Here is a 23,353-nt window from a genome sequence, read left to right as displayed (position 1 = left end):
AACCGACGCGGTCGGCCGGTTGCGGCCTAGATGAACTTCTGCGCGGCCAGGTACTCGGCCAACTGCCTGCCGCCCTCGCCCTCGTCCTTGACGACCGTGCCCGCGGTGCGGGCCGGACGCTCGGCGGCGGAGTCCACCGCCGTCCAGGAGCCGGCGAGGCCGACGGCGTCCTCGTCGATGTCCAGGTCGGACAGGTCCCAGGAGGTGACCGGCTTCTTCTTCGCGGCCATGATCCCCTTGAAGGAGGGGTAACGCGCCTCGCCCGACTGGTCGGTGACCGACACGACCGCGGGCAGGTCCGCCTCCAGCTCCTCGGACGCCCCGTCGCCGTCGCGCCGCCCGCGGACCTTCCCGTCCGCCGTCGACACCTCAGACAGCAGCGTCACCTGCGCGACGCCCAGGCGTTCGGCCAGCATGGCGGGCAGCACGCCCATGGTGCCGTCGGTGGACGCCATGCCGCAGACCACCAGGTCGAAACCGGCCTTCTTCACGGCCTCGGCGAGGATCAGCGAGGTCGCCATCGCGTCACTGCCGTGCACGGCGTCGTCCTCGACGTGGACGCCGCGGTCCGCGCCCATGGACAGCGCCTTGCGCACCGCGTCCTTCGCGTCCTCGCCGCCGACGGTCAGCACGCACACCTCGGCGTCGCCGTCGCCCTCGTACGCCTCCGACATGCGCAGCGCCTGCTCCACCGCGTACTCGTCCAGCTCCGACAGGAGGCCGTCCACGCCCTCGCGGTCCACGGTCAGATCCTCAGCGAAACCCCGCTCGCCCGCGGCATCGGGCACGTACTTCACAGGGACAACGATCCTCAAGCTCACGCCGGTCTCCTACGCGTCGTCGTTGCGTACTGCCTTGTTGTCGGCAGCATAGGGCGTCATCAGGGGCGTACACCGGTCAGCGGTCCGGGCTCCCGACTCGATATTACTCGCCAGTACACGCGTAACCTGCCCGTTCCTCAAGGCCGGTAACTGTGACCTGTGCAACGCTGCGTAGTCGCGCGAGGTGCCCGCGCGTCAGGCGTCGAGGGCCCGGTAACGGCCCTGGTGGTACAGGAGTGGACGCCCGGGGCTGGTGGGGTCGCCCGCGACGGGTTCGGCGAGGACGACCCGGTGGTTGCCCGCGGGCACCCTCGCGGTGATCCGGCAGACCAGCCAGGCGAGCGCCCCGTCGAGCAGCGGCACGCCCTGGGGGCCGGGCCGCCAGCGGGTCGGCGGCGCGAAGCGGTCGGCGCCGTGACGTGCGAAGGTCTCGGCCAGCTCGCGCTGGTCCTCGGCGAGCAGGTGCACGCCCGCGTACGGCGCCTCGGCGAGCGCGGGCCAGCAGGAGGAGGTCTCCGCGACACCGAAGGAGACGACCGGCGGCTCCGCCGAGGCAGACGTCAGTGAAGTGGCGGTAAAACCGACGGGTCCCGGGAGGGTGATGACGGCGACGGTGGACGCCTGCTGGCGGAAGACGCGGCGCAGGAGGTCGGGCGGGGCGAGCGGGGACGTGCCAGCCTCCGACGGGGCCGTCATGGGGCTCCTTCCGTTCTGCGGTGCTGAGGGGGCGTACCCGCCGTCCGGTCAGCGGCCGGGGCGGCGGGGGCGAGCGCGGCGGACTCAGCCTGGCGAGGTCCCCCGGCCGGGGTCAAGGCCCCGCGGGGCGGCCATGGCCTCGCCGAGGGCGGCGATGACGTCGGCGACCCGCGGCTGTCCTGCGGCGCGGCGCACCTCGTGGCCCCCGGCGTCGAGGACGAGCACGGTGGGGGTGCGCTCGACGCCGAGTGCGCGGACCAGCGCGAGGTGCGCCTCTGCGTCGATCTCCACGTGCGCCACCCCCGGCACGAGGCCCGCGGCGTGCGCGAGCACGGCGCGGGTGGCGCGGCAGGGGCGGCAGAAGGCGGTGGAGAACTGGACGAGGGTGGCGCGCTCCCCCGGCTCCCGGCCGAGTTCGGCCGCGCCGAGCCGGGCGGCGCGGCGCCAAGTGCTCGCTCCCCGCGGGGAGTCCGCCGCCTCCGCCGCCTCCGCCACCGTGTTCGCCGGGTCTGCTGGGGTCACCGCGCTCGCCGCCTCCTCCGGGTCGTGCCGCGGCGCTCCCGAGTGTGCGGGGCGCCGCCTTTCCCGGGGGCAACGCCGTTCAGCGGGCCATTTCTTCCTTCAGCGCGACGAGGAACGCGTCGACGTCGCCCTCGGTGGTGTCGAAGGCGCACATCCAGCGCACGTCGCCCGCGGCCTCGTCCCAGAAGTAGAAGCGGTGGCGCTGTTGCAGCCGCTCGGCGGCGGCGTGCGGGAGGCGCGCGAAGACCGCGTTGGCCTGGACGGGGTGGAGGATCTCGACGCCTGGCACCTGCGCCGCGCCCTCGGCGAGCCGGGCGGCCATGGCGTTGGCGTGCCGGGCGTTGCGCAGCCAGAGGTCCCTGGCGAGCAGGGCTTCGAGCTGGACGGCGACGAAGCGCATCTTCGAGGCGAGCTGCATGGACAGCTTGCGCAGGTGCTTCATGCGGGGCACCCCGTCGGGGGTGAGGACCACGACGGCCTCGCCGAGCAGGGCGCCGTTCTTGGTGCCGCCGAAGGACAGGATGTCGACGCCGGCGGCGTTGGTGAAGGCGCGCATGGGGACGTCGAGGGCGGCCGCGGCGTTGGCGATGCGGGCGCCGTCGAGGTGGACCTTCATGCCGAGCCGGTGGGCGTGGTCGCACAGGGCGCGTATCTCGTCGGGGCTGTAGACGGTGCCGAGTTCGGTGTTCTGGGTGATCGAGACGGCCTGCGGCATCGCGCGGTGCTCGTCCTCGAAGCCGAACGCCTGGCGGTCGATCAGCTCGGGGGTGAGCTTGCCGTCGGGGGTGGGGACGGTGAGGAGCTTGAGCCCCGCGACATGTTCAGGGGCGCCGCACTCGTCGGTGTGGATATGGGCGCTCTCGGCGCAGATGACGGCGCCCCAGCGGTCGGTGAGCGCCTGGAGCGCGACCACGTTGGCGCCGGTGCCGTTGAAGACGGGGAACGCCTCGGCGGTGGCGCCGAAGTGGCTGCGTATCACCTGCTGGAGGTGCTCGGTGTACGCGTCCTCGCCGTAGGAGACCTGGTGGCCGCCGTTGGCGAGCGCGAGGGCGGCCAGCACCTCGGGGTGGACGCCCGCGTAGTTGTCGCTCGCGAAGCCCCTGCTCTCGGGGTCGTGGCGGCGGCGCGCGTCGGTCTTCGGCGGGTTCACGGCTTCTCGGTCAGCCACAGGCGGTGTCCGTTCACTTCCCGGGCGGGCCGCTCCCAGACGCCCGCGATGGCCTCGGCGAGGTCGTGGACGTCGGTGAAGCCCGCGAACTTGGCTTTCGGGCGCTCGGCACGCATCGCGTCGTGCACGAGCGCCTTCACCACCAGGATCGCAGCCGCCGCGCGGGGTCCTGCCTCACCCCCCGCCTTGCGGAAGTCGTCGGCGAGCGCCAGCGTCCACGCCTCCGCCGCGGCCTTCGCGGCGGCGTAGGCGGCGTTGCCCGCGGTGGGCTTGCCCGCGCCCGCGGCGCTGACCAGCACGTAGCGGCCGCGGGGGGAGCGGCCGAGGCCGCCGTGGAAGGCGAGGGAGGTGTTCTGGGCGGTGCGGATCAGCAGCTTCTCCAGCAGGTCCCAGTCGGCGAGGTCGGTCTGCGCGAAGGAGGCGCTGCCGCGCCAGCCGCCGACCAGGTGGACGAGGCCGTCGACGTGCCCGAAGTCCTTCTCGACGCGCTCGGCCCACTCCCGGGTGGCGGCGGGGTCGAGCAGGTCGACGGTGTCGCCCGTGACGGTGGCGCCGCCGTGTGCGTAGCGGGCCGCGTCCACCGCCTCCGCGAGCCTGCCGGGGTCGGCGTCGGCCGCGGCCACCGTCGCGCCCGCCTCGGCCAGCCTGAGGAGCGCCGCCCGGCCCGCGGGGCCCGCGGCGCCCGCGACCGCCACCACCGCGCCGTCGAGTGCCCCGCCGTTGCCGTCCATGTGGGTTCCCCTCTTCCTGCGATCCCGCTCGTTTTCCTGCGATCCCGCTCGTGTTCTCGTCATGCCGCGCGCGTGCCCGTGCGGGCCGGGGCGGCTCAGGCGGCCTCGGGGGCCTCGTCCCGGGCCGTGATGCCCCGGGTCGCCGCGATCACCTTGCGGAGCTTCTTGCCCAGGGCCTCATAGAACATGCTGAGCGGAAACTCGTCGGGAAGCACGTCGTCGACGAGTTTGCGCGGGGGCAGGGTCAGGTCGAGGGCGTCGGGGCCCTTGGCCCAGCGGGAGCCGGGGTGCGGGGAGAGGTGCCGGGAGACCAGTTCGTACCCGGCGAACCAGTGGACGACCTTGGGGCGGTCGATGCCGTCGCGGTAGAGCTTCTCGATCTCGGCGCAGAGCCGCTCGGTGACCTCGGGCGCGCGCTCCCAGTCGATGTGGAGGGTGTTGTCGGTCCAGCGCACGACGTCGTTCTGGTGCAGGTAGGCGAAGAGGAGCTGGCCGCCGAGTCCGTCGTAGTTGCGGACCCGCTCGCCGGTGACGGGGAAGCGGAAGAGGCGGTCGAAGAGGATCGCGTACTGGACGTCGCGGGCCTGCGGGACGCCCTCGCCCGCGAGCCGTACGGCCTCCCGGAAGGCGGTGAGGTCGCAGCGCAGTTCCTCAAGGCCGTACATCCAGAACGGCTGGCGCTGCTTGATCATGAAGGGGTCGAAGGGCAGGTCGCCGTGGCTGTGGGTGCGGTCGTGGATCATGTCCCAGAGCACGAAGGCGTCCTGGCAGCGCGCGTGGTCGTCGACGAGGGCGCGCACGTCGTCGGGCAGCCGTACGCCGAGTATCCGTACCGCGGCGTCGGTGACGCGGCGGAAGCGTGCCGCCTCGCGGTCGCAGAAGATGGCGCCCCAGCCGAAGCGCTCGGGGGCCTCGCGCACGGCGACCGTCTCGGGGAAGAGGACGGCGGAGTTGGTGTCGTAGCCCGGGGTGAAGTCCTCGAAGGTGATGCCGCAGAAGAGCGGGTTGTCGTACCGGTCGCGCTCCAGTGCGGCGAGCCAGTCCGGCCAGACCATGCGGAAGACGACCGCTTCGAGGTTGCGGTCGGGGTTGCCGTTCTGCGTGTACATGGGGAAGACGATCAGATGCCTGAGGCCGTCCTCGCGCCGGGCGGCGGGCTGGAAGGCGAGCAGCGAGTCGAGGAAGTCGGGCACCCCGAAGCCGTCCTCGGCCCAGCGGCGCAGGTCGTCCACGGCCGCGCGGTGGTACGCGGCGTCGTGCGGCAGCAGCGGGGACAGCTCCTCGACGGCCGACACCACGCGGTCCACGGCAGCGCGCGCCGTCTCGGGGGCGGGCGCTCCCTCGGCCTCGAAGTCGACCGAGCCGTCCTTGGACTGCCAGTCCCTGATCTCCTCGACGGCCGCCTTCAACCGCGCCCATGCGGCGGTGTCGACGGGAGAACCCGAGGGAGGAATCTGCTCACGGGCGCCCACCTGAGCAAGAATTTTCGTCATGACCCCTCCTCCACGGGATAACTTCTTGTCACTCCACGGTATCCACGCAAGGTCATCGGCCACAAGTAGGGGTGGGAACGGCCGGATGGAAAGCTAAGGAAAGGGTCATAACGCCTGTTCTGGTTGATCTCCGGCGCACCTCCCGGGACCGGGGCGCACGCCCGGCGCCCGGCGGGGTCAAGGCATGGGGGAAACGCCCACCCCGGGGTGATTCGCCGCCGGGCCGCGGACATCCGGCGGGCGGGTGTACCGCGGGGCCCGGCGTCAAGGCCGGAGCGAACGACTCCGGCCACTCGCGTCGCACCGGTTCCCTGACGCTCTGTGGCCGTTAGGCTGCGGGCTTGCCGTGTGGGCACGTTCCCCACCGCGCGGCAGCCGAGCCGCAGTCGACGGAAGCGAGTGAACCTTGAACTTCCTCACCATCGGTCATCGCGGAATCATGGGTGTGGAGCCCGAGAACACCCTCCGCTCCTTCATCGCCGCCGAGCACGCCGGTCTCGATCTGATCGAACTCGATCTCCATCTGAGCAAGGACGGCTCGCTGGTCGTCATGCACGATGCCGACGTGGACCGCACCACCGACGGCAGGGGCCCGATCGCGGACAAGACACTGGCCGAGCTGCGCGCGCTCGACGCCGGCCTCGGAGAGCGGGTGCCGGTCTTCGAGGAGGTCCTGGAGGCGGTGGCCACGCCCCTCCAGGCCGAGATCAAGGACACGGCGGCGGCCCGCGCCCTGGCGGGCGTGATGCACGAGCGGAACCTGGTGTCCCGGGTGGAGGTCAGCTCCTTCCACGACGAGGCGGTCGCCGAGGTCGCGCGCCTGGTGCCGGGGGTCCGCACGGTGCTGATCGCCAGCCGCTACGGCAACGACATCGTGGACCGCGCCACCGCCGTGGGCGCGGGCACGGTGGCGCTCAACATCCGCAGGCTGACGCTGGAGACCGTGGAGCGCGCCAAGGCGGCGCAGTTGCGGATCATCGGCTGGGTGGTCAACACCCAGGACCAGTTGCGGCTCGCCCGCGCCTTCCAACTGGACGCGGTGACCACGGACCACCCGGAGATCAAGCGCACCGCCCGTTTCACGGCGTGACACGCGCCGCCGCGCGGGCGGCGGGGGCCCGGGACGGGGCCGCGGCCGGGCACGGCGCGGTGGTCCGGGTCCGGGTCCAGGGGTGGTGCCGTGGTCAGGAGGGCGGTGCCAGCGGCTTGACCAGCTCGGCGAACCGCAGGTCGTCACGGCGCGGAAGGCCGAAGCGCGCGTCGCCGTACGGGAAGGGGATCGTCCGGCCCGTACGGCGATAGCCGCGGCGCTCGTACCAGGCGATGAGGTCCTCGCGCTGCACGATGACGGTCATCTCCATCTCGCGCGCCCCCCAGCCGGCCGCTATCCGCTCGGCCTCGGCGAGCACGGCCCTGCCGACGCCGCCGCCCTGGAGGTCGGGGCGGACCGCGAAGAGACCGAAGTAGCCGCGGGTGCCGCGGTGTTCGACGCGGCAGCAGGCGGTCAGGACGCCGTCGCGCTCGACGAGCAGCAGCCTGCCGCCGGTGTCGGCGAGCAGGTCGCGGATCTCCTGGGGGTCGGTGCGCTGGCCGCCGAGGATGTCGGCCTCGGTGGTCCAGCCGCCGGGCGCCCCCGTGCCCCGGTACGCGGCGTGCACCAGGTCGATGACGGCCGCCGTGTCCTCGGCGGCGGCGTCCCTGAAGACCAGCTCGCCGGGGCCCGCGTCGGCGGCTTCCCTGGTGTCCACGGTGTTCCTCCGGTCGGTCTGCGCATGGTGCCCGTGTGCCACGGCGCGCGCGATGGCCGCCGCGCGCGTGGGGTGCGCCCGCGTGGGGGAGGGCGCGAAACGGCCCGGCCGAGCCTAACCCGGCGGCCGTGAAGCCCGTAAGGTCCCCCCATGGTGCACGTACTGAGCGGCAGGACCCTGCTGCGGCCGACGGATCTCGAACGGTCGCGCGCGTTCTACGCCGAGAAGCTGGGCCTTGAGATCTACCGCGAGTTCGGCACGGGTCCCGCGCGCGGGACCGTGTTCTTCCTCGGCGGCGGCTATCTGGAGGTCTCGGGCAGCTCGCCCGAGCCGCCCGCGCCCGGCCTCCAGCTCTGGATGCAGGTGCCCGACGCGCGGGCGGCGCACGAGGAGCTGGCGGCGCGCGGTGTGGAGGTGCTGCGGGAGCCGCGCAAGGAGCCCTGGGGCCTGGTCGAGATGTGGATCGCGGACCCCGACGGGGTCAGGATCGCCCTCGTGGAGGTCCCGGCGGACCATCCGATCCGCTACCGGCCCTGAGACGGGGCCCGCGACGGGCACGGGGGTCGCCCCGTCCGCTCCTCCCGCACACCCGTGCGCTCGGTTGCGCGCCGTCCGCCCCGGGCATCGCTGTCTGGACAGGGGATCGACGGGGCGGCACTCTCCGTACTCCCTGCCCGGGGTCCGGGGAGACCGGGGGCAGAGGGGCCGGGGAGTACCGGCGGAGAGGGGGACGCGGTGCTGGGACCTGCGCCGGTGGCGTGGCTGCTCGTGGCGCTGTGCGCGGCGAGCGGTGGCTACTGTCTGCTCCGGCTGCGCAGCGGGGTCGAGGAGCAGCGGCGCGCCGCGGGCCTCGACACGCTGATGGCCTTCGGCATGGCCGCGATGGCGGTGCCCGCCGCGGCCCTGGCGGCCCCGCGCGGGGTGTGGATCGCGATGGCGGCGGTGTTCGCGGCGGCGGCGCTGCGCACGCTCTGGCCGCCGCACAGCGCGCCGCGTCACCTCCACCACCTGGTGGGCGCGGGCGCCATGGCCTACATGGCGGCGCTGATGGCCGCCATGCCCGCGGGCCACGCAGGGCACATGGCCCATGGCGGCGGGCCGCCGCTGCTGACCGGGGCGCTGCTGCTGTACTTCGCGGGGCACGCGCTGCTCGCGGGCGCCCGGCTGATACCGGTGGCGACGGCGGGCGGCCCGCCCGTCCACGTCGCCTGGGGCGACAGGCCCGAGCTGGCCAGGGTCTGCGGGCTCACCATGAGCCTCGGGATGGTGGCGATGCTGGGCGCTCTCTGACCACGGGGCCGCGCCGGGTGGGGAACCCGGCGGGCGGCCAACCGCAGGCCGCGCAGGACGTGGCGTACGTCACTTGCCGTCGAACGCCGTACCGGAGCGCACCGCCGCGCTTCTAGGGGGTGTTGCGAAAGTCCCGTCTGCCGGGCGACGCCCGGCACGCACGCTCGCCGCGTTGTCGGGCACGCCCTCGTACGCCCAGTACGAGGACGACCTCCCCCTGGGCCCTGAGGGCCCGGGGGTACCCCCACCGCCTTGCGATCTCCCCCACTGCACGAAAGGCGTGGGAGGTACCCCCAGCACCGAACGCCGCCCGGCCCGCCCTCCGGGCGAACGACGCCACTTTCGCAACACCCCCTAGGCTGGTCCGCATGATGGTCCCCGTGGCGCTGTTGCTGCTCGGCGCACTGACGGCTGTCGTCGCACCGAGACTGCTGGCGCGGGCGGACTGGACCGAGCGGGAGCCCATCGTCGCGCTGTGGGTCTGGCAGTGCGTCGTGGCCGCCGTCCTGTTGTGCTGCGCGCTCGCCCTCGCGCTCAGCGCCTCCGCCGCCTGGCTCGCCGTGCGCGGCAACGTCTTCGCGCCCGCGCCGCCCGCGGTCGTCGAGGCGTACGCGCTCGGCGCCGGGGGCGCCTGGGCCCCGTTCACCGCTGCGGTGCTGGCCTGCGGCGGGCTGTGGACGGGGGCGATGCTGACCCGGGAGGTCTTCGGGGCCCGTGCCCGCCGCCGCGGACGCCGCGCCGAGCTGCTGGTCAGGGCTCCCCTGCTGCCCGGCGAGGAGCCGAAGGGCGACCGGCTCGTGGTGCTGGAGGGCGAGCGCCCCGACGCCTGGTGGCTGCCGGGCGCCGCGCCCCGCCTCGTCATCACCACCGCGGCGCTGCGCCGCCTCAAGGGCCGCCAGCTCGACGCGGTGCTCGCGCACGAGCAGGGCCACGCGCAGGCACGGCACGACTGGCTGCTGTACTGCTCGGGGGCGCTCGCCTCGGGCTTTCCCCGGGTGCCGGTGTTCGAGGCGTTCCGCCGCGAGATGCACCGCCTGGTGGAGCTTGCGGCCGACGACATGGCGTCCAAGCGGTTCGGCCGCCTCACCACGGCGCTCGCGCTCGTCGAACTGAACGAGGAGCGGGGCGTCTTCACCCCCGCCGTGGCCCCGGACGCGTATGTGCCGCAGCGTGTCGACCGGCTCCTCTCGGGTCCAGGACGGCTGGCCCCGGTGCGCAGGCTGCGGCTGACGGCCGCCGCGGCGCTGATCCCGGTGGTCCCGCTGCTCATCACGTTCGTACCGGCACTGCGGGCGTGGGGCTAGGTCGTGTCGTTTGGATCTTCGTGGACCAGGGTGCGGCGTCAGATGCTGGGGGTACCTCCCACGCCCTTCGGGCTGTGGGGGAGCATCGCAAGGCGGAGGATCGTCCTCGTACTGGGCGTACGTGGACGGTCCGACAACGCGGCGAGGTGCCGTAGCTGGCGTCGCACCCCCGCGAAGATCCAAACGACACGGCCTAGCGCATCCCGAAGCCGCCGAAGCCCCCGGAACCGCCGCGGCGCGGCGGCGAAGGCTTCGCCGCCGCGCGCCGCGTCAGGCTGGTCAGGGCCCTCCTTCCGGGCGAGGATCACCGCATGCGATCCGCCCGGCAGCCCGCGCCGCCCGATCCCGGGACGTCCCGCGGGGCGTGGGTGCTCGCGGCGGCCTCGGCGGCGGCCCTCGGCGTGCTGCTGGGGCTGGTCGCGGCGCGCTGGCCGCCGCTGCTCTCCCTGGACGGCTCCCTCGCCCGCGCCGCGCACCGGGCGGCGCTGGCGCACCCCGCCGCGACCCACGTGAACCGGATCTTCAGCGACTGGGTCTGGGACCCGTGGACCTGGCGCGCCGTCGAGGTCCTGGTGGCGCTGTGGCTGCTGTGGCGGGGGGCGTCGCGCACCGCGCTGTGGCTGCCGGCCGCGGGCGGGCTCGGCGCGCTGGCGCAGCAGGGGCTGAAGGCGGCGGTGGACAGGCCCCGGCCGGTGTGGCGGCACCCGGTCGACTCGGCGGGCTACGCCGCCTTCCCCTCGGGGCACGCGGTGACGGCCGTGGTGGCGTGCGGTCTGCTGCTCTGGCTGCTGCGGCGCCGTGGCGTACGGGGGCCCGTGTGGGCCGTGGCGGTGGGGGCTGCGGCGGTGAGCGTCGCGGGGGTCGGGTTCACCCGGGTGTGGCTCGGGGTGCACTGGGCGTCGGACGTGGTGGGCGGCTGGCTGCTGGGGGCGCTGGTCGTGTCGCTCGCGGCGGCGGTCGGGCACAGGTGGCGCCTGGGATCGCGCTGAGCGCGAGCCGGCCGACGGCCGGGCGGGCACAGGAGTTCCCCCGAGCTGCCACGGTGGCCGTCGGTGCTTCGGGGGGCGGCGTCCGCCGCGCGGAGGCCGTGTGCTGTGCTGTGTCCGGCAGAGAAGCGGAAGCCCGTCCTCAACATCCCCGGGGAGGTGTTCTCCGCCTTCGGTCCCGGCCGTTCGCGTACGCCGTGTGGTTCGGCCCCGTCGGCGGGCGCGGCGCGAGATGACCTCCCGGGCGCCTCGCCCGCCGAGGGGCCGAAGACAGCGGCGGGAGGAGCCCCGGGTCCTGAGCACCCGGGGCCCTCGCGCCCGGCCGTCCGCATGGACGATCCCCCGCGTCGCCCATGCGGACGGCAGCCGCGTACAGAGTCCGGTGCGGACTCTTGTGCGCGGACGCACTGAGTATATTGACTGTGGGCCAGTCAACGCAGGAGTTACAGGATGTCCCCTCGAAGCGCATCGGTCAATGAAGAGTTGCGCCGACGTTCCAGAGAGCGGCTCCTCCAGGCCGCCGTGGAGCTGGTCAACCAGCAGGGTTACGACGCCACGACGCTCGCGGACATCGCGGATCGCGCGGGCTCGGCGCGGGGTCTCGTCTCGTACTACTTCCCCGGGAAGCGCCAGCTCGTCCAGTCCGCGGTGCACCGGCTGATGCACCGCAGCCTGGAGGCCGGTCTCGAACGCGGGCCGCGGACCGACGACGGCGGCGAGCGCCTCGCGCGCGCCATCGACGCGATCCTGGGCCTCGCCCGGGACCGGCCCGTGCTGATGCGGACGCACATGGCGGGCATCCTGCAAGCCGAGGGCTTTGTGCAGTGCCCGGAGCAGCGGCGCCTGGAGGAGCTGCTGCGGGACACCGTGGAGCGCTACGGCTCGGACTCGGTGGACGCGGACTATCCGATGCTCAGGGCGCTGCTGATGGGCGCGGTCTACGCGATGCTGGTGCCGGGCGCGCCGATGGCGATCGCGACGCTGCGCGCCGAGCTGTTCAGGCGCTACCGGCTCGACCCCGAGATGGGCGCGCCGCGGCCGGGTGCGGGCGAGGCGGCCGCACCCCTGGCGGAGCTGTCCGAGTTCTTCGACTCGCGGCCCGCGTCGGAGCTGCCCGACCCGCGCCCCGCGGAGGGCGGGGGCCGGGGCGGTACGGGTGCGCCGCCGCCCTGAGGCCGCCGCGGCCGCTCAGAGCTGCGCGCGGCCGTCCCCGGCGCGCTCTTCCTGCCTGTGCGCCGCGCCGAGGACGCTCGCCAGCAGGCCGGGGAAGAGGGTCTCCAGGTCGTCGCGGCGCAGGCTCGTCATCTTGGCGGTGCCGCGGTAGCACTGCCTGACCACGCCGCTCTCCCGCAGCACCCGGTAGTGGTGCGTGGTGGTGGACTTGGTGATCGGCAGCTCGACGGCGGAGCAGGGCAGCTCCTCCCCCGTGGCCGCGAGTTCGCACACGAGGCGCAGCCGCATGGGGTCCGACAGGGCGTGCAGCACCGCTTCGAGACGGATCTCGCCGCGCGTGGGGTGGGCGAGGTCACGGGCGCCGGGGGTGGTGGCGGTCACGGTGGCTCCCCTCGGTAGGAGTTCTTCGCGTGGGTAGGGACGCTTGCGGCCGGGGAGCGGTTCTTCGCCGCACGCCCGGTCTCCGACGGCGGCGAACGGGCCCCCGGCCCGCCAGGGCGCGCGGGGCGTCCGAGCGGGCGGGCGGACACCGCCGGGCGCCGTCCAGGTACGAGATCTTTCGTAGTTTGACATTTGCCGTACTACGGCGGCTATCGTAGCAGCGGGCCGCCCCGTGACCCGCCCGGCACCGTCAGCGAGGAAAGGACCTCCGCCGTGAGCGCCTTGTTCGAGCCGTACACCCTGCGATCCGTCACCTTCCCCAACCGGGTCTGGATGTCACCGATGTGCCAGTACTCGGCGGACACGTCGGGTCCGCTCACGGGCGCTGCGAACGAGTGGCACCACGCGCACTACGGGGCCCGCGCGGTGGGCGGCGCCGGGCTCGTCATGACCGAGGCCACCGCGGTCAGCCCCGAGGGCCGTATCTCCCCTGCCGACCTGGGCATCTGGAACGACACCCAGGCCGATGCGCTGCGTCCGATCGCCTCGTTCGTGAAGCAGCGGGGCGGTGTGCCGGGCGTGCAGCTCGCCCACGCGGGCCGCAAGGCGTCCACCTCGGCGCCCTGGCTCGGCGGCGGCCCCCTGTCCCCGGCCGACGGCGGCTGGGAGCCGGTGGCGCCGAGCGCGGTGCCCTTCGACGACGGGCGCGCGCTGCCCGCCGAGCTGACCGTGGAGCAGATCGGGGCCGTCGCCGGGCAGTTCAGGGAGGCGGCGCGGCGCGCGCTGGACGCCGGGTTCGAGGTGGCGGAGGTGCACGGCGCGCACGGCTACCTGATCCACCAGTTCCTCTCCCCGCTCAGCAACAAGCGCGCGGACGAGTACGGCGGCTCCTTCGGCAACCGGGTCCGCTTCGCCCTCCAGGTGGTCGACGCGGTGCGGGAGGTGTGGCCCGAGGACAAGCCGCTGTTCTTCCGGGTCTCCGCCACCGACTGGCTCGACGAGGTGGGCTGGAGCGACGACGACACGGTGCGCCTCGCCCCGCTGCTGAAGGAGCACGGCGTGGACCTGGTCGACACGAGCACGGGTGGCAACGCCCCCCGGGTCCGCATCCCCGCAGGACCCGGCTACCAGGTGCGGTTCGCGGAGCGGGTGCGCCGGGAGGGCGGGCTCGCGACCGCCGCCGTCGGTGTGATCACCGAGCCGGGACAGGCCGAGAAGATCATCGCGGGCAGGGAGGCCGACGCCGTCCTGCTCGGCCGTGCGCTGCTGAGGGACCCGTACTGGCCGCAGCACGCGGCGTCCGAGCTGGGCGTCCGGATAGCGGTGCCCGACCAGTACGCGCGCGCCCACTGACGCGCGCCGACACACCGGGAGCGCAGGCGCTACGTTCGACGGTGTGCAGCACACCAGCCCGTTCGCCGACGCCCTCGCCGCGGGAGCGCTCGTCCTCGACGGCGGCCTGTCCAACCAGTTGCAGGACCAGGGCCACGACCTGAGCGACGCCCTCTGGTCCGCCCGGCTCCTCGCCGACACCCCGCAGGCGGTCACCACCGCCCACCGCGCCTACTACGAGGCGGGCGCCGATGTCGCCATCACCGCCAGTTACCAGGCCACGTTCGAGGGCTTCGCCCGGCGCGGCCTCGACCGGGAGGCCGCCGCCGGGCTGCTGCGCCGCAGCGTGGCCCTGGCCAGGGCGGCGGCCGAGGAGACGGCGGACGGCCGCAGGCGCTGGGTGGCCGCGTCCGCCGGGCCCTACGGCGCGATGCTGGCGGACGGCTCCGAGTACCGGGGCCGCTACGGCCTGAGCGTCGCCGAGCTGGTCCGCTTCCACCGGCCGCGCCTGGAGACGCTCGCGGAGGCGGGCCCCGACGTGTTCGCGCTGGAGACGGTGCCCGACACCGACGAGGCGGAGGCGCTGCTGACGGCGGTGGCGGGCCTGGGCGTCCCGGCCTGGCTGACGTACAACGTCGCGGGCGGAACGACCAGGGCCGGGCAGCCGCTGGCCGACGCGTTCGCGCTCGCCGCGTCGGCCGACGAGGTGGCCGCCGTCGGCGTGAACTGCTGCGCCCCCGGCGAGGCGGCCGAGGCGCTGCGGGTCGCGGCCTCGGTCACCTCCAAGCCCCTGGTGGTCTACCCCAACAGCGGCGAACTCTGGGACGCCGAGCGCCGCGCCTGGTACGGCCCCGCCCTCTTCGCCCCCGCACAGGTCACCGGCTGGCAGCGGGCGGGCGCCCGTCTCATCGGCGGCTGCTGCCGGGTGGGGCCGACGGCGGTACGCTCCGTCGCGGCCCGGGTGCGGGGGGCATGAGGTCCCTCAGGAGGCCGCGGGCAGCCGCCAGTCCACCGGTTCCGCGCCCTGCTGGACCAGGAGGTCGTTGACGCGGCTGAAGGGGCGCGAGCCGAAGAAGCCGCGGTCGGCCGACATCGGCGAGGGGTGCGCCGACTCCACGACCGGGTACGAGCCGAGCAGCGGGCGCAGATTGCGGGCGTCGCGGCCCCACAGCACCGACACCATGGGACGGCCCCGCGCGGCCAGCGCCCGGATCGCCTGCTCGGTGACCTCCTCCCAGCCCTTGCCGCGGTGCGCCCCCGGCTTGCCGGGCGCCGTCGTCAGCGCCCTGTTGAGCAGCAGCACCCCCTGGCCCGCCCACGGTGTCAGGTCCCCGTTGGCGGGCGCGGGCACCCCGAGGTCGGCCTGCATCTCACGGAAGATGTTGATGAGACTGCCCGGCAGTCTGCGCACTTCGGGCGTCACCGCGAAGCTCAGCCCGATCGCCATCCCCGGGGTCGGATAGGGGTCCTGACCGACGATCAGCACCCGTACGTCGTCGAAGGGCTGCTGAAACGCCCGGAGAACGTGGGAGCCCGCGGGGAGGTAAGTACGCCCCGCGGCGATCTCCGTGCGCAGGAAGTCCCCCATCGCCGCGACGCGGTCGGCCACCGGTTCCAGGGCCTTCGCCCAGCCCGCTTCCACCAGTTCACTCAAAGGTCGTGCTGCCATGGCAGGACTCTAGCGACACGCGACACTCCCGTACGCACGCGGAAGCCCCCACGGGACGGGGGCGCTGCGCGGGCGCTACTCTTCGTCCTCGTCGCGTTCGCCCGACGGCCCGCCGGGCCACTCGGGCGCCGCGCGGCACACGGTCGGCCCGGCCGCCGGGACCGGGAGCGAGGAGGCAAGCGCGGTGCGCCAAGCGATCAGCACGCCCGCCCGTCCCACGGGCGCCGGGCACCCCGCCCCGCGCCCCGAAGGACGAACTCCCGCCGCGCGCCCGCGGGATGCCCCGTCCGGGCGCTCGTGCGCCGCGCACGCGGGCGGGTGCCGGCCGTGACGGCGGCGCATGGCGCGGGCGACGCGGACATCGCCGAGGTCCCCGGGCCCGACGGCGCCGTCCTCGACGGTCTGCCCGCCGACACGGGTGTGCTCGGCGTCGACTCCGGCGGCTCGGGACTGCGCGCCGTGCTCATGGCGCCCGAAGGACCCGCCCTGGCTCTCGCCTCCCGCACCCCGGTGCGCACCGGGCCCGAGGGCATCGACGCCGGGCAGATGCTCGACCTGCTGCTACCGATGGCCCGCCGTCTGATGGCGCGGGCCGGCACCGGGCGCCTCGCCTCGGCCGTGGTGGGCGCCGCCGGGATGGTGACGCTCGGCGACGGGCTGCGGGCGCGGCTGCCCGGGGCGCTGCGCGCGGAGTTCGGGGTGCGCAGGATCGCCCTCGCCGCCGACGCCGTCATCGCCTACGCGGGGGCACTCGGCGAACGCCCAGGCGGCGTGGTCGCGGGCGGCACCGGGCTGATCGCGCTGGGCACCGACCTGACCGGCTGGCGCCGCGCCGACGGCTGGGGGCATCTGCTCGGCGACCGCGGCGGCGGCGCCTGGATCGGGCGGGCCGGGCTCGACGCCGCGCTGTGCGCCCACGACGGCATGGCGGGCGGCTCGGCCGAACTGCTGGCCGCGGCCGAGGAGATGTTCGGGCCCGCCCGGAGCCTGCCGGGGCAGGTGTACCCCCGCACCGACAGGCCCGCGGTGCTGGCGTCGTTCGCGCCCAGGGTCGCGGCGGCGCGGGACGAGGTGGCCGCCGGCATCATGCGGTCGGCCGCGTGGGAGATCGCGCGCACGGCGGCCGCGGTCTGCCCGCCCGACGGCGAGCTGGCGCTGACCGGCGGCCTGTTCAAGCTCGGCGAGCCGTTGCTCGGTCCGCTGCGCGACGAGTTCGCGAAGCGGCTGCCAGGCGCCCGCCAGGTGCCCGCGGCGGGCGGCCCCGCCGACGGCGCCGTACACCTCGCCGCCGCCCTGGCGCACGGCCGCCTCGCCCTGCCCGTCGACGGGACGATGCTCTGGGTCACGCCCGACACGGAGACGGCCCGCGCCTGAGGCGTCGGCGGACGCCCGCGGCGCACGACGGCCGTGGGGAGGACCGAGGAGTCCAGAGCCCGGAAGCCGAAGGGACGAAGGCGGGCATGCCCGCTGTTTCCCACCTCGCCCGACTCGCCCCGGCATGGGCGGAATGCCTTCACCTGGACTCATCGGACAAAAACGGACGGACGGCACTCACTCGCCCCTCCCCCAGCAGCCGCACGGCAGAAACAAGTAGCATGCGGCGCCATGAGCACCCCCTCTGGGCCCGCATCCGGCCTGCCCGTACGAATGCCGCGTCCCCGTCAGTCCGGACGGCACCGCCGCCCCGAGCCCGTGGCGGCCCCCGAGGGTGCGCCCGCGCTTGTGCTCGCCGTCCCGGGAGCGCCCGGCGCGTCCGCGCGCTCGCTCGCCGAGGAGATCCTCAGCATCGCCCGCTCCGAGCTGCCGGGCGTGGACGGGCGGCTCGCCTTCCTCGAAGGCGGTGACGACGAGTACCCGACGCTCGACACCGTCCTCGGCCGGGCGCTCGAAGAGCGCACCGCGCGTTACGAGCAGGCGGTCGCGGCCGGTTCCGAGGCGCCGGAGCCCACGGGCCCCGTGGCCGTCGTGGTGCCGCTGCTCGCCGGTCCCGACGAGGCGCTACAGAGCCGCGTCAGCCAGGCCGTGGCGCGTTCCGGCGCGCCCGCCGAGGTCTCCGACGTCCTCGGCCCGCACCCGCTGCTCGCGGAGGCCCTGCACGTACGGCTCTCGGAGGCGGGGCTCGCCAGGGCCGACCGCGCCCGGCTGTTCACGGTGGCGACCGCAGCCGACGGCATCATCCTCGCCTCGGTGGGCGGCCCCGACGCCGTGCAGGCCGCCGGGATCACGGGCATGCTGCTCGCGGCCAGGCTCGCGGTGCCCGTGATGGCCGCCGCGCTCGACGAGGAAGGGGCCATCGCGGCCACCGCGGAGGAGTTGCGCGCCTCGGGCTCGACCCAGCTCGCCCTGGCCCCGTACCTGATCGGCCCCGAGATCGACGGCGCCCGCCTGGAGTCCGCCACCAAGGTGGCCGGGTGCGCGGCGGCCGAACCGCTGGGCGCCTACCCGGCGATCGGGAAGCTCGCGCTCGCGCAGTACGCGTCCGCTCTCGGGATCTCCCTCCAGCCCGGCCCGCCCGCGCAGTGACCCGGGCCGGGACACCCCCGGTCCGGCGACCGCCCGGCGCCCCACCAGCACGTCATACGAAGATCACACATGAGGCCGCTGGTGCGCTCACCGCCCCCTCGTGGCGCGGCACCCCGGTGTCGGCGTCGAGGGTGAACCAGGTGACATCGCCCGAGCGCTCGTTCGCCACATAGAGGTGCCTGCCGCCCGGCGCGAGCGCGAGGTCCCGCGGCCAGCGCCCACCGCACGCCACCGCCCCCACCAGTGCGGGCGCGGCACCCGCGGGGTCGAGCGCGAACACCGACACCACGTCCTCGCCACGCGTCGCCGTCCACAGGAAGCGCCCGTCGGGCGAGACGACGATCCCCGAGGCCGCTGCCTCCCCGTCCGGGACGCCCGGCAGCACCGGCACTTCGAGGTCCGGCTGGAGCGCGCCCGTCTCCCGGTCCCAGCGGCACACGGTCAGCGTCGGCGCCAACTCGTTGAGGACGTACGCGTGCGAGCCCGTCGGGTGGAACACGAGGTGCCGGGGCCCGGAACCGGGCCGCAGCGCCACCTCGCGGTGCAGCTTCAACTCCCCCGAGGGGCCGAGGGTGCAGACCCGTACCGAGTCGGTGCCGAGGTCCACGCTCACGGCGAACCGGCCGCCCGGGGCCGCGACCACCTGGTGTGCGTGCGGGCCCTGCTGGCGCTGCGGGTGGGGTCCGGCGCCCTCGTGCAGCAGCACGGAAGCGCGCGCGAACGGGGTGCCGTCGGGGCGCAGCGACACCGCGGAGACGCTTCCCGAGCCGTAGTTGGCGGTCAGCAGGTGCCGGGCGAACACACACAGGTGCGTCGGGCCCGAGCCCCCGACGGCCACCGGCTCGCCCTGGGGCCTGAGCCCGTCGGGCCCCGCGCGGAACGCCGCGACGGCGCCGTCGGCGGTCTCGCTGACCGCGTACACCAGGTCGCCGCCGGGCCCGGCGGCGAGGAACGACGGGTCGGGGAGCTTGTCCCCGGTCGCGCCGAGCACGCCGAGCGCCCCGGTCTCCGTGTCCCGCGCCGCGGTGAGGATGCCGCGGCCCCCGGCCGCGGTGAACGATCCGATGTAGGCCCGGCTGCCGCCCTGTGCCACTGCTGCCCCGCTCTCCGCCGACTGCTCCTCGAAGGCCGGCCGTCCAGCCGGTTCGCCGACGACCCGTCAGCCGCCGTCTCCGGTCGGCTCCTACCCCGTTCCACCCGGTTCACCGGCGCCGACGCGGGCGAGCCCGTTGATCGTCGCGGCCGACGGTAGCAGCAGGGCACGGCGGCCCGTCGAGGGCGCGGTCCCGCCCGGCGGGAGCGGAGGACGCGGACGCAGGCGGGCGGGTGTGCCTCGCGCGGCCGCAGGTGTGGGGGGCGAGGGCGGGGAGGCGAGAGGCGCATCGGTGATGACGGTCGGAAAGCGATTACTAGACGAACACCCGACCAAGGCGGACCGCCCCACCCTGGGACCACGGCCATCACCCGGAAGATCTCCCCCCGGCCTTGCGCACGCCACCTTCGGCGTCTTACGGTCGCCTGGTCATCGGTAAACGTTTTCCTCATACGTATCCCCACAGCGGCCCCCACGGCCCACCCCGAGCCCTTCCCGCGCGGCACCAGCCCGGCCGCCCCTGTCCGGTGAGGAGAGAGTCTTGCTTCGGCGCCCCGCGCCCAGCGGTACGCCGCCGAGGACATGTCCGCTGCCGGGCCGAGGAGTTGAGCCCCCGCCCCGCCGAAAGGCCGCGCAGGGCGCCACGGCCCTGCCCGTCCACCGCCGGGGTGCCCCAGCGCCGTGCGCACCGCCCGCGCCCTCCCCTGACTCCGCCTCCGGCACCGCCCAGACCATCGAGCAGAAAACGCCGCACATGAACTCTTCGTCCGCCCCAGGTCACCGGCGCCCGCGCTGCACCCTCGCCATGTCTCCGCCGGACCTCGCCCGCCTGCTGCTGCCCGACCCGGTGTGGAACCGGCTCGCCGCCCATGCCGACATCACCCCGGGCGTCCTCACCGAGTTCACCTCCCCCACCGCGCTCAAGGCGCTCGCGGACACCGACGTCCTCCTGACCGGCTGGGGCTGCCCCCCGCTCGACGACGACGCGCTCGCGGCGGCGCCCCGGCTCGCCGCGGTGGTCAGCGCCACCGGCGCCGCGGCCCCGCTGCTGACGGCGACTGGCGCCGCGGAGCGGCTACGCGTCTCCAACGCCGGTCTCGCCAACGCGGTTCCGGTCGCCGAGTACAGCATCGCGATGATCCTGCTGGCCGGTAAGAGCGTGTTCCGCTCGGCGCAGCTCTACCGTGAGCGCCGCGCGTACCTCAACCGCGAGGACGCGTTCCCGCTGGCGGGGAACTACCGCAGGACCGTCGGGATCGTCGGCGCGTCCCGGATCGGCCGCCTGGTGGTCGAGGGCCTGCGGAAGATATCCGACCTGAACGTCCTCGTCGCCGACCCGTATCTGACACCGGCCGGGGCCGACCTGCTCGGGGCCGGGCTCGTGCCCCTGCCCGAGCTGATGGCCCGCTGCGACGTGATCTCGCTGCACCCCCCGCTCAACGCCGAGACCCGGGGCCTGATCAGCGCCGAACTGCTGGCGCTCGTCCCGGACGGCGCCACCCTCGTCAACACCTCGCGCGGCGCCGTCGTCGACCAGGACGCGCTCCTCGCCGAACTGCGCGCCGGGAGGCTGCGGGCGGTCATCGACGTCACGGATCCGGAGGTGCTGCCCGCCTCACACCCCTTCTACACGCTGGAGAACGTGCTGCTCACCCCGCACATGGCGGGCTCCGTCGGCAACGAGCTCAAGCGTATGGGCGCCCATGTCGTCGACGAGATCGGCCGGTTCGCCCGCGGGGAGGCGTTCCTGCACGAGGAGCTGTTGGCGCCGGGGACCGCACAGGCGGGCTAGCGGCGGGGGCCCGCGGGCGCCTTTCCCGGGCCCCCCACACACCGCACGTCGGTGCGCACCGTCCTCACGACAGCGCACCCGCCATCGGCGACCGGATGCGTCCCGGCCCCTGGGGCACCGCCAACTGCCACTCGCACAAGGGCAGGTCAGGGCGGTGTCTGCGGTGCGCGGGGGCGTGCCCGGTGCGCCGCGGTGGCATGAGTGGGCCGCCATGGGGAAGAATCCTGGCGAGTCAGGAAGTGGCTCGGCACTGAGTGCTGCTTCCCGGAGGGTGTGCCATGTCGGCCATGCGTGAAGGTGTCCAGCCCGTCGGCCGGTTGGTCTGCGAGTTGCACGACATCATCGATCTCGACAACGAGTCGGCCATTGCCGCAGCCCTGTTCCGCCGGGTCGTCGGCAGCACCGCGCCCGTGGTGGTCGTGGATGTGCACTCCTCCCTGATGACCTCCAACGGCCTGCGGGTCCTGCTGCGGCTGCGGGCGCTGCTGCTGGAGCGTGGGCGCGTGCTGTGGGTGGTGGCGCGGCAGCCCATGGTGCGCCGGGTCTTCCGTGCCTGCCGGCTCGACAGGACCCTGCGTGTGGTCGCCACCCCGGCCGCCGTGCGCGACCACTGCCCCGGCCCTCACTGCTCCGACGTCCACCACCTGGTGCGGGCCGCTCCCCCGCGCCGGGCCCGCCGTCGGCTGCGCGACGCCGTCTCGCGTGCGCAGGACGGCGGGGGCACGCGGTAACGCGCCCGCGGGCGCCGGGGGGAGGGCCCTGGTGAGCCCTCCCCGTGAGGATGGGTTGCGGGCCCGCCCCGCCGGGCGAACCCCCTTGATGTGCCCCGCAAGTGGCCGCCGTGACCACCGCGGCGCACGGCGCGGCCGTGCCGTGGGCCCTGTCGTCGGCCGCGTCCGCTGTGCTCAGCCCAGGAAGCTCAGCCGCACCTGCCGGTCGGTGTTGTCCCCGTTGGTGTCCACCAGGCAGACCGACTGCCAGGTGCCCAGTTCCAGGCGGCCCGCCAGCACCGGGAGGGTGGCGTGCGGCGCCACCAGGGCGGGCAGCACATGGTCCCTGCCGTGGCCGGGGCTGCCGTGGCGGTGCTGCCAGCGGTCGTCGGCGGGCAGCAGGGTGTGGAGGGCGGCGAGCAGGTCGGGGTCGCTGCCCGCGCCTGTCTCGATGAGTGCGACGCCCGCGGTGGCATGGGGAACGAACACGTTGAGCAGGCCGTCCCTCCCGGCGGCGGCATCGTTGAGGAACGTCTCGCAGGTGTGGGTGAGGTCGAGGACGGTCTCCTCGTGACCCGTGGTGAAGTTCACAACACGTGTGGTGAAGGCATCCGACATGTCTCCATCCTGCCCCCGCCGTCCCCCTTCGCACTCCGTGCCCGCCCGGGCGCACCGCGACGGGTGGGGGGCGGAGAGGAGCGGAGGGCGGGGTTCTACCGGAGCGCACGGTGTCCGTGTGCACCCGGGTGGGTGCACGGAGCGTGAGCGCCACGGCGGTCGGAGGGTGCGGCCGGACCCGGCCGTGGTCAGGCGGCGGTGGGTTGCGCGGTGGGGGCGGTGTGCCCGAGGAGGCGGCGGATGTCGTGCACGGCGGCCCGCCCCGCGCGGTTGGCGCCGATGGTGCTGGCGGAGGGGCCGTAGCCCACGAGGTGGATACGGGGGTCGGCCACCGCCCTGGTGCCGTCGACGCGTATGCCGCCGCCGGGTTCCCGCAGCTTCAGGGGTGCCAGGTGGTCGATCGCCGCCCGGAAACCGGTGGCCCAGAGAATCACATCGGCGTCCAGGGTGCGCCCGTCGTCCCAGGCGACCCCGGTGGGGGTGATCCGGTCGAACATGGGGAGGCGGTCGAGGACGCCCTCCTCGCGCGCCCGCCGTATCGCGTCGTTCACGGGCAGCCCGGTCACCGACACCACGCTCCTCGGCGGCAGCCCCTGGCGCACCCGCTCCTCCACCAGGGCGACCGCGGCCCGCCCCCAGTCCTCGTCGAACGGGCCGTCCCTGAACACCGGCGGACGCCGTGTGACCCAGGCCGTCGAGGCGGCGTACGGGGCGATCTCCATCAGATGCTGGGTCCCGGAGGCGCCGCCGCCCACCACGATCACCCGCTGCCCCGCGAACTCCTCGGGCCCGCGGTACTGGGCCGTGTGCAACTGCCGTCCGCGGAACGTCTCCTGGCCCTTGTAGCGGGGCCAGAAGGGGCGGTCCCAGGTACCGGTCGCGTTGATCAGGGCGCGCGGCGCCCAGGTGCCCCCGGTGGTGTCGACGAGCAGCCGCCCCTCCGGGCCCTCGCGCACCGTGCGCACGTCCACGGGGCGCAGCACGGGCAGGCCGAACGCGGCCTCGTAATCGGCGAAGTACCCGGAGACGACCTGGGACGAGGGGTGCGCGGGGTCGGCGCCGGTCAGCTCCATCCCGGGCAGCGAGTGCATCCCGTGCACCTTGCCGTACGTCAGCGAGGGCCAGCGGTACTGCCAGGCGCCGCCCGGCCCTGCCGCGTGGTCGAGCACGACGAAGTCACGCGTCGGCACGAAGCCGGTGCGCCGCAGGTGGTAGGCGGCCGAGAGCCCCGCCTGACCGGCGCCCACGACGACCACGTCAAGCTCGCGTGCTGCCGCTTCCGTCCCGAGTTCGTTCACGTTTC

Annotated in this window: 24 protein-coding genes; 12 read left to right on the top strand and 12 right to left on the bottom strand. The window is 74.6% G+C overall.

Features of this window, described 5'->3' with window-relative positions; genetic code table 11:
• Positions 1 to 26 precede the first annotated feature (26 nt).
• From ACIBIW_RS09065 to ACIBIW_RS09040, 6 genes are all read right to left on the bottom strand, one after another.
• A complete protein-coding gene (locus tag ACIBIW_RS09065; RefSeq protein ID WP_399333602.1) occupies positions 27 to 821 on the bottom strand; it encodes an electron transfer flavoprotein subunit beta/FixA family protein in 795 nt (264 codons plus the stop codon).
• Positions 822 to 1,016: 195 nt separating this feature from the next.
• Positions 1,017 to 1,517, bottom strand: coding sequence for a flavin reductase family protein (locus ACIBIW_RS09060; protein WP_399333600.1), 501 nt, complete (start codon positions 1,515 to 1,517; stop codon positions 1,017 to 1,019).
• 84 nt (positions 1,518 to 1,601) lie between these two features.
• Positions 1,602 to 2,012 carry a thioredoxin family protein gene (locus ACIBIW_RS09055; RefSeq protein WP_399334013.1) on the bottom strand — a complete coding sequence of 137 codons (411 nt, stop codon included), beginning with the start codon at positions 2,010 to 2,012 and terminating at the stop codon, positions 1,602 to 1,604.
• Between the two features lie 106 nt (positions 2,013 to 2,118).
• On the bottom strand, positions 2,119 to 3,189 hold the full coding sequence (locus tag ACIBIW_RS09050; RefSeq protein WP_399334011.1) for a threonine aldolase family protein: 1,071 nt from the start codon (positions 3,187 to 3,189) through the stop codon (positions 2,119 to 2,121).
• Complete coding sequence (locus tag ACIBIW_RS09045; RefSeq protein WP_399333598.1) at positions 3,186 to 3,938, bottom strand: SDR family NAD(P)-dependent oxidoreductase; 753 nt, start codon at positions 3,936 to 3,938, stop codon at positions 3,186 to 3,188. The genes ACIBIW_RS09050 and ACIBIW_RS09045 overlap by 4 nt, the downstream gene beginning before the upstream one ends.
• A gap of 95 nt (positions 3,939 to 4,033) precedes the next feature.
• Positions 4,034 to 5,431, bottom strand: coding sequence for a DUF6421 family protein (locus ACIBIW_RS09040; protein ID WP_399333596.1), 1,398 nt, complete (start codon positions 5,429 to 5,431; stop codon positions 4,034 to 4,036).
• Between the two features lie 406 nt (positions 5,432 to 5,837).
• On the opposite strand from ACIBIW_RS09040, the gene ACIBIW_RS09035 reads away from it, so the two are divergent.
• The gene (locus tag ACIBIW_RS09035; protein WP_399333594.1) at positions 5,838 to 6,521 is read left to right on the top strand and encodes a glycerophosphodiester phosphodiesterase; all 684 of its coding nucleotides are present in this window, start codon (positions 5,838 to 5,840) and stop codon (positions 6,519 to 6,521) included.
• 94 nt (positions 6,522 to 6,615) lie between these two features.
• Here ACIBIW_RS09035 and ACIBIW_RS09030 read toward each other — a convergent pair whose 3' ends face one another.
• Positions 6,616 to 7,179 carry a GNAT family N-acetyltransferase gene (locus ACIBIW_RS09030; RefSeq protein ID WP_399333592.1) on the bottom strand — a complete coding sequence of 188 codons (564 nt, stop codon included), beginning with the start codon at positions 7,177 to 7,179 and terminating at the stop codon, positions 6,616 to 6,618.
• A gap of 150 nt (positions 7,180 to 7,329) precedes the next feature.
• On the opposite strand from ACIBIW_RS09030, the gene ACIBIW_RS09025 reads away from it, so the two are divergent.
• The 5 genes from ACIBIW_RS09025 (at position 7,330) to ACIBIW_RS09005 (ending at position 11,932) form a co-directional block, all read left to right on the top strand.
• Positions 7,330 to 7,716 (top strand): VOC family protein, encoded by a 387-nt coding sequence (locus ACIBIW_RS09025; protein WP_399333590.1) that lies wholly within the window; start codon positions 7,330 to 7,332, stop codon positions 7,714 to 7,716.
• Between the two features lie 198 nt (positions 7,717 to 7,914).
• Positions 7,915 to 8,469 (top strand): DUF5134 domain-containing protein, encoded by a 555-nt coding sequence (locus tag ACIBIW_RS09020; RefSeq protein WP_399333588.1) that lies wholly within the window; start codon positions 7,915 to 7,917, stop codon positions 8,467 to 8,469.
• A gap of 368 nt (positions 8,470 to 8,837) precedes the next feature.
• Positions 8,838 to 9,773 carry a M56 family metallopeptidase gene (locus ACIBIW_RS09015; protein ID WP_399333586.1) on the top strand — a complete coding sequence of 312 codons (936 nt, stop codon included), beginning with the start codon at positions 8,838 to 8,840 and terminating at the stop codon, positions 9,771 to 9,773.
• A 311-nt stretch (positions 9,774 to 10,084) separates the two neighbouring features.
• Positions 10,085 to 10,762, top strand: coding sequence for a phosphatase PAP2 family protein (locus ACIBIW_RS09010; RefSeq protein WP_399333584.1), 678 nt, complete (start codon positions 10,085 to 10,087; stop codon positions 10,760 to 10,762).
• A gap of 447 nt (positions 10,763 to 11,209) precedes the next feature.
• Positions 11,210 to 11,932 (top strand): TetR/AcrR family transcriptional regulator, encoded by a 723-nt coding sequence (locus ACIBIW_RS09005; RefSeq protein WP_399333582.1) that lies wholly within the window; start codon positions 11,210 to 11,212, stop codon positions 11,930 to 11,932.
• A gap of 15 nt (positions 11,933 to 11,947) precedes the next feature.
• Here the strand turns inward: ACIBIW_RS09005 and ACIBIW_RS09000 are convergent, their stop codons facing one another.
• The gene (locus ACIBIW_RS09000) at positions 11,948 to 12,313 is read right to left on the bottom strand and encodes an ArsR/SmtB family transcription factor (protein WP_399333580.1); all 366 of its coding nucleotides are present in this window, start codon (positions 12,311 to 12,313) and stop codon (positions 11,948 to 11,950) included.
• A gap of 273 nt (positions 12,314 to 12,586) precedes the next feature.
• Between ACIBIW_RS09000 and ACIBIW_RS08995 the strand changes: the two genes are divergently transcribed.
• Complete coding sequence (locus ACIBIW_RS08995) at positions 12,587 to 13,666, top strand: NADH:flavin oxidoreductase/NADH oxidase (protein WP_399333578.1); 1,080 nt, start codon at positions 12,587 to 12,589, stop codon at positions 13,664 to 13,666.
• A 43-nt stretch (positions 13,667 to 13,709) separates the two neighbouring features.
• Positions 13,710 to 14,621 (top strand): homocysteine S-methyltransferase, encoded by a 912-nt coding sequence (gene mmuM, locus ACIBIW_RS08990; protein WP_399333575.1) that lies wholly within the window; start codon positions 13,710 to 13,712, stop codon positions 14,619 to 14,621.
• 6 nt (positions 14,622 to 14,627) lie between these two features.
• On the opposite strand, the gene ACIBIW_RS08985 is transcribed toward mmuM, so the two are convergent.
• Positions 14,628 to 15,314, bottom strand: coding sequence for a uracil-DNA glycosylase (locus ACIBIW_RS08985; protein ID WP_399333573.1), 687 nt, complete (start codon positions 15,312 to 15,314; stop codon positions 14,628 to 14,630).
• Positions 15,315 to 15,674: 360 nt separating this feature from the next.
• Here ACIBIW_RS08985 and ACIBIW_RS08980 point away from each other — a divergent pair, with 360 nt between their 5' ends.
• Complete coding sequence (locus tag ACIBIW_RS08980; protein WP_399334009.1) at positions 15,675 to 16,688, top strand: N-acetylglucosamine kinase; 1,014 nt, start codon at positions 15,675 to 15,677, stop codon at positions 16,686 to 16,688.
• Positions 16,689 to 16,919: 231 nt separating this feature from the next.
• Positions 16,920 to 17,837: a sirohydrochlorin chelatase gene (locus ACIBIW_RS08975; RefSeq protein WP_399333571.1), complete on the top strand. Its 918-nt coding sequence runs from the start codon at positions 16,920 to 16,922 to the stop codon at positions 17,835 to 17,837.
• A gap of 52 nt (positions 17,838 to 17,889) precedes the next feature.
• Here the strand turns inward: ACIBIW_RS08975 and ACIBIW_RS08970 are convergent, their stop codons facing one another.
• Positions 17,890 to 18,930, bottom strand: coding sequence for a lactonase family protein (locus ACIBIW_RS08970; RefSeq protein WP_399333570.1), 1,041 nt, complete (start codon positions 18,928 to 18,930; stop codon positions 17,890 to 17,892).
• A gap of 754 nt (positions 18,931 to 19,684) precedes the next feature.
• Here ACIBIW_RS08970 and ACIBIW_RS08965 point away from each other — a divergent pair.
• Positions 19,685 to 20,722 (top strand): hydroxyacid dehydrogenase, encoded by a 1,038-nt coding sequence (locus ACIBIW_RS08965; RefSeq protein WP_399333568.1) that lies wholly within the window; start codon positions 19,685 to 19,687, stop codon positions 20,720 to 20,722.
• A 287-nt stretch (positions 20,723 to 21,009) separates the two neighbouring features.
• Positions 21,010 to 21,453, top strand: coding sequence for an STAS domain-containing protein (locus ACIBIW_RS08960; protein ID WP_399333566.1), 444 nt, complete (start codon positions 21,010 to 21,012; stop codon positions 21,451 to 21,453).
• A 174-nt stretch (positions 21,454 to 21,627) separates the two neighbouring features.
• Here ACIBIW_RS08960 and ACIBIW_RS08955 read toward each other — a convergent pair whose 3' ends face one another.
• Positions 21,628 to 22,050 carry a YjbQ family protein gene (locus ACIBIW_RS08955; RefSeq protein WP_399333565.1) on the bottom strand — a complete coding sequence of 141 codons (423 nt, stop codon included), beginning with the start codon at positions 22,048 to 22,050 and terminating at the stop codon, positions 21,628 to 21,630.
• A gap of 188 nt (positions 22,051 to 22,238) precedes the next feature.
• Positions 22,239 to 23,348: an NAD(P)-binding domain-containing protein gene (locus ACIBIW_RS08950; protein ID WP_399333563.1), complete on the bottom strand. Its 1,110-nt coding sequence runs from the start codon at positions 23,346 to 23,348 to the stop codon at positions 22,239 to 22,241.
• Positions 23,349 to 23,353: the final 5 nt, after the last annotated feature.

The organism is Streptomyces sp. NPDC050560 (assembly GCF_044457285.1).
Lineage (GTDB): Bacteria > Actinomycetota > Actinomycetes > Streptomycetales > Streptomycetaceae > Streptomyces.
Note: the sequence above shows the minus strand (reverse complement) of the source record. Positions and strands in the feature narration are given on the sequence as shown.